This is a genomic window from Aeromonas sp. Prich7-2, assembly GCF_017939255.1.
Taxonomy (GTDB): Bacteria; Pseudomonadota; Gammaproteobacteria; order Enterobacterales; family Aeromonadaceae; genus Aeromonas; species Aeromonas caviae.
Window position 1 is genome coordinate 1 of sequence record NZ_JAGKRI010000033.1, and the last position, 6,871, is coordinate 6,871.

Here is a 6,871-nt window from a genome sequence, read left to right on the forward strand (position 1 = left end):
GGTTTGACAGGTGAGTCGATGCGAAAACAGGGCATCAACTTGACCGATGCCGATCAGGCAGAGTAAAAGAAAGACGCAGTTCCTGCGGGTAGAAAAATGGTGATCGGCATGATGTTATTGGCTGATCGACATGATGTTATTAGCCAAATTCAGGCTGTTACAAGGACGGTACCCGTTTTCTCATCAGTGCCTGCAAACTCAGTAACGTGTATTTTCTAAGCAAATATCAAATTAACTTCCTGCAAAGGCTCTGTTCATGCTGAAATCCACCGAGTCAGTCAGTACACGCCAGATAATCCGAGTTAACTTATTTGCCAGGGCGACGGTGGCCTTCAAGAATCCACGCCGTAATTCAACTGCCTTCACCCATCTCCCTAAACTATCATCTCGCTTTTGCACACAGCGCATCACCGCTCGAGCTCCATGGATGATCAACGTCCTCAGGTTACGATTACCGTTTTTGGTCATGGATGAAAGCCGTTGCTTTCCACCTGAACTGTGCTGCCGAGGGACTAAGCCACACCAGGCAGAGAGCTCACGGCCACTGGAAAACTGGGCCGCATCAACCTCACTGACTACTGCTGCGGCAATCAGCGGTCCGACGCCTGGAATGGTCAGTAAGTGGTGATAGGCAACCTGCTGGCTGGACAGTTCGGCAATTTCCTTATCCAAGACATCAATCCGTTCAGCGAGCATCTGCATATCTTCTCGTAACAGGCTCAGTAGTCGGCGAAGCGTGAAGGTTATCATATTGGCTCCATCTTCAAGCACATCCGGCAGTTGCTGTTGGAGGCGTTGTATACCGGTCGGAAGGATGAGCCCGTATTCAGCAAGTAGTGCCCGCAGTTGGTTAGCCAGAGCGGTTCGCTGCTCAACAATGAGCTGGCGAGCATTACGTAACGCTTTGATATCTTGCTGTTCTGTAGTTTTAACAGTTACGAAATGGATCCCTGGTCGGCAAGCCGTTTCACAAATAGCTAATGCATCGTTGGCATCATTCTTCTGGTGCCTTGCAAAGGCTTTGACATGCTGTGTAGGAATGAGCCTTACGTCATAGCCCATCGATATCAGTGTCCGCCCCCAGAAGTGAGATGAGGAGCAAGCTTCCATGGCTATCAGTGTTTGCGGTGGAAACTGGCGCATAGTGTGGAGCAGTTTTTGGCGAGATATTTTACGATTCCAAGCAACAGAACCATCAGCCATCCAGACGCACACCTGAAAAACAGACTTGGCGATATCAATACCCACTACTTTGATCGTGTTCATGTGATGCTCTCCCAAGTTAAACGCAGCCAATCGAAGTATGAAGCTGACTGCGTTGGGTAGGGGCGTCCATCACATCACTACACTCAGTGTCGACAATGAAACCTCTTACAGCACTGATATGTTTATGGAAATGCGCGTGGCATTTTACCTGCAACGGGTGATGGGCATACATCAGCAGCACTGCTGCGGCTCCGACTACTCGCTGACCACGCTGCCGGCTGCCCAACTCCTCAAATCGGCGACTGTCGATGGTGCTGCCTGTGCAGGGCTGCTGGACAAGGTAGGGAGCCTGATACCAGGAAAACAGGCGGATCTCATTCTGATCAATGCTGGCGACATCAACCTCTACCCGTCCGGCAATGCCTTTGGCACCGTGGTGCATGCGACAGAGCGCAGCAACATTGATACCGTCATGATCGGTGGACGCATCGTCAAGCAGCATGGCAAGGTGCTGGGCGTAGACAGCACGCGCCTTCGCGCCGCCATTGATGAGTCCCGTGAGCATCTGTTTGCCGCCGCCGGGTATGAGCCTGACATTTTTGCTGACGCCTTCCTGCCGCTGGCACAGGCACACTGACAGGTATGAAACCCATGAGCACGCTGTATTACGTCATCGCTTTTGCCGCAGGTCTCGGGATCACGCTGCAGACGACTCTGAATAGTCAGCTGGCACGAGGACTCGGGGGCGATTCGGTCACCGCCGCATTGTTCTCCTTCGCGGCCGGTGCATTCAGCCTTGGGATCTTCTCGCTGCTGCGTGGCGGATTATTCACCTCGCTTGCGGCCATTCCATCACAGCCTCTGTGGAGTCTGGCTGGCGGCCTGATCGGTGCTTGCGCGTTGTTCAGCTATGTCGTGCTCGCACCGAAAATCGGGTTTTCAGCCCTGCTTGGGTTGGCCATCGTCGGACAGTTGCTCTCATCCCAGGTCATCGACCATTTTGGTCTGCTTGGCACCATCCAGCGTCCGGTATCTTTGATAAAGCTGGGTGGAATGCTGGTCATGCTGACCGGGCTCGTCATCATGCTGTTCGGTGATCGGTTAGCTGAGCGCCTTATGCACTGATGAAGCGGCCTTCTGATGTTTTGACCTTCACGAACGTCTGCCCCGGGGCAGGCGTTCTGCTGATGGGGTTTGCATCCCGGCTCAGTTCCATGACCTGAATAGGGGGACACAAAGAGGCTCGCCTGACGTGGTCAGGCGAGCCGGCTCATATCGCGTCAGTCATCACCCCTGGACATTGACCAGGATCCGGCCGCGCACCTGGCCTGCCAGGAAGGCATCTCCCAGGGTCACGACCTGGGAGAGGGGCACTTCCCGGGTGAGGAGGTTGAGGCGGGTCAGGTCGAGATCCTCGGCCAGTCGGGCCCAGGCCTGCTGGCGCAGCGGGCGCGGTGCCATCACGCTGTCGATGCCATAGAGGGTGACGCCGCGCAGGATGAAGGGCATGACGGTGGAGGGGAAGTCCATCCCTCCCGCGAGACCGCAGGCGGCCACGGCGCCGCCGTAGCGGGTAGTGGCGCAGGCATTGGCCAGGGTGTGGCTGCCGACGGTGTCGATGACGCCGGCCCAGCGTTCCTTGCCCAGCGGGCGTCCCGGCGCGGCCAGTTCAGCGCGATCGATCACCTCGGCGGCGCCGAGGGACGTCAGATAGTCGGCCTCGTGCAGCCGCCCGGTGGCGGCCACGACCCGATAGCCCAGCTTGGCCAGGAGGGTGATCGCCACGCTGCCCACGCCGCCGTTGGCGCCCGTCACCAGAATGTCACCGTCACCGGGGGTGATGCCGTGCTTCTCCAACGCCATCACGCAGAGCATGGCGGTGTACCCTGCGGTGCCGATGGCCATGGCGTCCCGGGGCTGGATGCGCTCAGGCAGGGCAACCAGCCAGTCGCCCCGGACCCGTGCCCGCTCCGCCAGCCCGCCGCTGTGGGTCTCGCCCACGCCCCATCCGTTGAGCACCACCTTGTCGCCGGGGTGCCAGTCGGGATGCTGGCTCTCCAGCACGGTACCGGCAAAGTCGATACCGGGGATCAGAGGGAAGCGGCGTACCACGGGGGCGGCGCCGGTGAGGGCCAGGCCATCCTTGTAGTTGAGGGAAGACCACTCTACCGCCACGGTCACATCCCCGGCAGGCAACATCTCCTCGGAGAGGCTCTGGTAGCTGGCGCGATAACCCGCCTCGTCTTTCTCGATCAGAATACCGTTGAACATCTTGTCTACTCCCATTAATTGGACTGACTGACTATTAATCTTCGTAAAAAAATCACTTTGCTAACTTCATGAAAAAATTGAGAAAAGAGAGCATGGGCTCGGTATCGCCCACCAGGCGTGCGCGCAGCACGGCCCCTTCCCAGCCGATCCAGAACTGATGGGCGAGGGCAGGGCAGTCACAATCAGGGGGCAGCTCCCCCGCCGTCACCGCGTCCCTCAGGCAGCGGGCGAGCAGCGCCTCCCAGTCGAGGAGGATCTGCTCGAGGCGCAGGCGCAGCTCGGGGGAGAGCTGCACCACCTCCTGACCCAGGTTGCCCACGAGGCAGCCCCGCTGGAACGCAAACCGGGTCATGCCCCGGCAGGCGCTGTCGACGAAGGCGACAAGGCGGGCCAGGGGGGGCAGGCTCTCATCCTTCAGATAGCGCGTCAGCTTGCGGCAGAAGTAGTGGTGATAGGCATCCATGACCGCCAGAGTGAAGTCGTGCTTGGTGGCGAAGTAGTGATAGAAGGAGCCCTTGGGGATCCCGGTCGACTGCAACACCCGCTCGATGGAAGTGGCGGCGATGCCCTGCTCGGTCAGCAGCTCCATGCCCCGGCGGATCAACAGATCCCGGGTATCGGCATAGGTGTGCCCGTGCTGGGCAGGGCGGCCGCGAGGGCGGCGGGGCAGGGGGTCATTGGCTTGCATGGGGCTTATTAGACGCCTCAACTAGAAATGATGCAAGCGCTGCATCGAAGGGACGAAACGAGTGGATGAGATCGGGTAGTCGAGACAAGCTGGAGCCAGCGGGGCAGAAAACAGCGAGGGCGCCAGTGGCGCCCTCGCATCGATGGGTTGCTGGGTCTCAACTGCGCAGCTTGTTGTAGACAAACAGCACGATCAGGGCGCCAACGGTGGCGATGATGATGCTCGGCAGGTTGAAGCCGGTGACCGTTCCCATCCCGAGCAGGGTGCTGACATAGCCCCCCACCATGGCGCCGACCACCCCCAGGATCACCGTCATGAAGAAACCGCCGCCATCCTTGCCCGGCATGATCCATTTGGCCAGAATGCCGACGATCAGCCCCAGTACCACCCAAGTAAGAAATCCCATGGTCTTCTCCTCGTTGTGTGCAGAGAACCAGAGTATATGCAGGGATCCAGCTTGTATCCCGCCACAGCACGGCGTGAGTCAGAAACGGTCATATGAGACTCGCTCCTGACCATGGCAGGCAGAGGGCCTCAGCCGAGCGCGCGGGTGTCGAGGCGCTGCCCGGCGGGGGAGCAGACCAGCACCGACCCCTGCTCGAACCAGTCTCCCAGCACGATGCGCCGCGCCGCACGCCCATCCAGGGTGAAGTCGTGGATGGCGGGCCTGTGGGTGTGACCGTGGATCATCAGGCGGCAGCCGTGCTGGCGCAGCATGTCGTCCACCGCCTCCGGGGTCACGTCCATGATGATCTGGCTCTTCTGGGCATTCTCCATCTGGCTCTGGCCGCGCATCTTGTGGGCGATGGCCTGGCGGCGCGAGAGCGGCAGGCGCAGGAAGAGCCAGCGTAGCCATTTGAGTTGTGTGATGCGGCGAAACTTCTGGTAGCCCTCATCTCGAGTGCAGAGCAGATCCCCGTGGCTCAGCAGCACCCGCTCGCCGTACAGCTCGATGACGCAGGGGTCGCCGAGCAGGGTCATGCCGGCCCGTTTGGCAAACTGGCGCCCCAAGAGGAAGTCGCGGTTGCCGTGAATGAAATAGAGGGGCACCCCTTGCTGGCTCAGGGCGAGAAAGGCATCGGCCACCTCGCGGTGGAGCGGGTTGGGGTCGTCGTCCCCAATCCAGAATTCGAACAGATCCCCCAGCACATAGAGGGCGTCGGCACCGGGCGCGTCTTCGGCCAGGAAGCGCACCAGGGCCGCCGTCATGTCGGGCCTGCCTTGGCTGAGGTGAATGTCACTGATAAAGAGGGTGCTCATGAGTTCCTGGGCATCATGGTAAGAGAGTCCCGCCTGGGTGCGGACAAGGCCTGTGACCTTGCACGTCGAGCGGGTGGGGGAGGGAAGGGCAGCAGTGCCCCGCAAGGTTGACGCCCTCCAGGGTCAGCAACGCCTCGTAAGGGTCGCCGGACAGACCCAGCAGGCGGCACATGGCCGCTTCCCCCTTGAGCCCTTCATCAACGCGCAGGCGCAGCACCTCCCGGTGGAAGGGGGCGCCAAAGCGCTCAAGCAGGGCGGCCATCAGGCTGAGGTGGCGCCAGCCATGACACATCTCGAGGGGATCAGGGGTGAGGTAGAGCTCGACTGGCCAGCACTGGCCATCTGGCCCGTGGCGTTGTTGCTCGGCGATCCATACCTGTTCGCCCTTGCTTCGCACCTGCCAGCCTTGTGCGGCCAGTGTCGCGGCAAGGAAGGCCGGGGCCGGATGCTGGCAGAGGATGTCGAGATCGCTGCCGGGTCTATCCAGCCCGATGGCGATCGTGCTCACCAGAGCCAGATCGTTGCACAGGGGGCCAAGCTCATCCCACAGGCCGCCGCTCAGCAGGGCGTGGGCCGAGCGCTGACGCTCGTTGCCCTGGACCAGATAGTCGAGGCGGCGCCAGTTGGGGGCGGCAGATGGAAAAACTGCGGCCGGGGCCGCAGTGGTATCAGAGCCTGGCCGGCAGGGATTACTCGGCAAGGGTCACCTTGGTGATGACGACGTCTTCGGTCGGAACGTCCTGGTGCATGCGGCCGTAGTTGCCGGTCTTCACGCCCTTGATCTTGTTGACCACGTCCATGCCGGCGGTCACTTCACCGAACACGCAGTAGCCGAAGCCCTGGGTGGTGGCGGACTTGAAGTCCAGGAAGTCGTTGTTGTTCACGTTGATGAAGAACTGGGCGCTGGCGGAGTGCGGCTCCATGGTGCGGGCCATGGCGATGGTGCCGACCTTGTTGGACAGACCGTTAGCCGCCTCGTTCTTGATGGGAGCGCGGGTCTCTTTCTCTTCGAAGCCCGGGGCATAGCCGCCACCCTGGATCATGAAGCCGTCGATGACGCGGTGGAAGATGGTGTTGTCGTAGTGACCGTCACGGCAGTATTGCAGGAAGTTGGCCACGGTCTCCGGGGCTTTTTCCGCGTTCAGGGTCAGGGTGATGTCGCCGTGGTTGGTGTGCAGAGTAACCATGAGTTGTCCTTTCATTTTGATGCGGGCAGCAAGGTGCCCGCAGGTGTATGGCATAAAGTGGTGGCAATTCTAGCCCATCAAGGCCCTGCGGCATAGATGGCAGGGGGGAGAGGGCAATGCTGATCAGTTAAGGATCCATTGACCGATCCTTCTGCTGTAGGACAATCCGGAACCAATCACTGGTTCCGGATTTTTTTATGTCTATTGCAAACGATCTGAACGATGTTGTTGAGGCATCTGGCGACATGCTGGCTCGGCT

Annotated in this window: 9 protein-coding genes; 2 read left to right on the forward strand and 7 right to left on the reverse strand. The window is 60.1% G+C overall.

Annotation, left to right across the window (positions count from 1 at the left end):
• Positions 1-231 precede the first annotated feature (231 nt).
• Positions 232-1,266, reverse strand: a complete 1,035-nt coding sequence (locus J9892_RS07085) for an IS110 family transposase (RefSeq protein ID WP_210538124.1) — start codon at positions 1,264-1,266, stop codon at positions 232-234.
• 37 nt (positions 1,267-1,303) lie between these two features.
• Between J9892_RS07085 and J9892_RS07090 the strand changes: the two genes are divergently transcribed.
• On the forward strand, positions 1,304-1,843 hold the full coding sequence (locus tag J9892_RS07090) for an amidohydrolase family protein (RefSeq protein ID WP_210538125.1): 540 nt from the start codon (positions 1,304-1,306) through the stop codon (positions 1,841-1,843).
• A gap of 14 nt (positions 1,844-1,857) precedes the next feature.
• A complete protein-coding gene (locus tag J9892_RS07095) occupies positions 1,858-2,331 on the forward strand; it encodes a DMT family transporter (RefSeq protein ID WP_039039069.1) in 474 nt (157 codons plus the stop codon).
• 162 nt (positions 2,332-2,493) lie between these two features.
• Here J9892_RS07095 and J9892_RS07100 read toward each other — a convergent pair whose 3' ends face one another.
• The 6 genes from J9892_RS07100 to J9892_RS07125 all read right to left on the reverse strand — a co-directional run bounded on the left by J9892_RS07100 (position 2,494) and on the right by J9892_RS07125 (position 6,612).
• On the reverse strand, positions 2,494-3,477 hold the full coding sequence (locus J9892_RS07100) for an MDR family oxidoreductase (RefSeq protein ID WP_210538126.1): 984 nt from the start codon (positions 3,475-3,477) through the stop codon (positions 2,494-2,496).
• A gap of 52 nt (positions 3,478-3,529) precedes the next feature.
• Positions 3,530-4,165 (reverse strand): TetR/AcrR family transcriptional regulator, encoded by a 636-nt coding sequence (locus J9892_RS07105; RefSeq protein WP_113977385.1) that lies wholly within the window; start codon positions 4,163-4,165, stop codon positions 3,530-3,532.
• A 157-nt stretch (positions 4,166-4,322) separates the two neighbouring features.
• Positions 4,323-4,571, reverse strand: a complete 249-nt coding sequence (locus J9892_RS07110) for a GlsB/YeaQ/YmgE family stress response membrane protein (protein ID WP_010675223.1) — start codon at positions 4,569-4,571, stop codon at positions 4,323-4,325.
• Between the two features lie 128 nt (positions 4,572-4,699).
• Positions 4,700-5,425, reverse strand: coding sequence for a UDP-2,3-diacylglucosamine diphosphatase (lpxH, locus tag J9892_RS07115; RefSeq protein WP_104454368.1), 726 nt, complete (start codon positions 5,423-5,425; stop codon positions 4,700-4,702).
• Positions 5,426-5,438: 13 nt separating this feature from the next.
• Positions 5,439-6,125 (reverse strand): DUF4269 domain-containing protein, encoded by a 687-nt coding sequence (locus J9892_RS07120; protein ID WP_113977387.1) that lies wholly within the window; start codon positions 6,123-6,125, stop codon positions 5,439-5,441.
• The gene (locus tag J9892_RS07125) at positions 6,115-6,612 is read right to left on the reverse strand and encodes a peptidylprolyl isomerase (RefSeq protein WP_010675220.1); all 498 of its coding nucleotides are present in this window, start codon (positions 6,610-6,612) and stop codon (positions 6,115-6,117) included. The genes J9892_RS07120 and J9892_RS07125 overlap by 11 nt, the downstream gene beginning before the upstream one ends.
• Positions 6,613-6,871: the final 259 nt, after the last annotated feature.

Excerpts from the sequence above, each read along its gene's own strand:
- lpxH (WP_104454368.1), bottom strand. The coding sequence starts at position 5,425 with ATGAGCACCCTCTTTATCAGTGACATTCACCTCAGCCAAGGCAGGCCC.
- J9892_RS07085 (WP_210538124.1), bottom strand. The coding sequence starts at position 1,266 with ATGAACACGATCAAAGTAGTGGGTATTGATATCGCCAAGTCTGTTTTT.
- J9892_RS07095 (WP_039039069.1), top strand. The coding sequence starts at position 1,858 with ATGAGCACGCTGTATTACGTCATCGCTTTTGCCGCAGGTCTCGGGATC.
- J9892_RS07105 (WP_113977385.1), bottom strand. The coding sequence starts at position 4,165 with ATGCAAGCCAATGACCCCCTGCCCCGCCGCCCTCGCGGCCGCCCTGCC.
- J9892_RS07125 (WP_010675220.1), bottom strand. The coding sequence starts at position 6,612 with ATGGTTACTCTGCACACCAACCACGGCGACATCACCCTGACCCTGAAC.
- J9892_RS07090 (WP_210538125.1), top strand. The coding sequence starts at position 1,304 with ATGAAGCTGACTGCGTTGGGTAGGGGCGTCCATCACATCACTACACTC.
- J9892_RS07100 (WP_210538126.1), bottom strand. The coding sequence starts at position 3,477 with ATGTTCAACGGTATTCTGATCGAGAAAGACGAGGCGGGTTATCGCGCC.
- J9892_RS07110 (WP_010675223.1), bottom strand. The coding sequence starts at position 4,571 with ATGGGATTTCTTACTTGGGTGGTACTGGGGCTGATCGTCGGCATTCTG.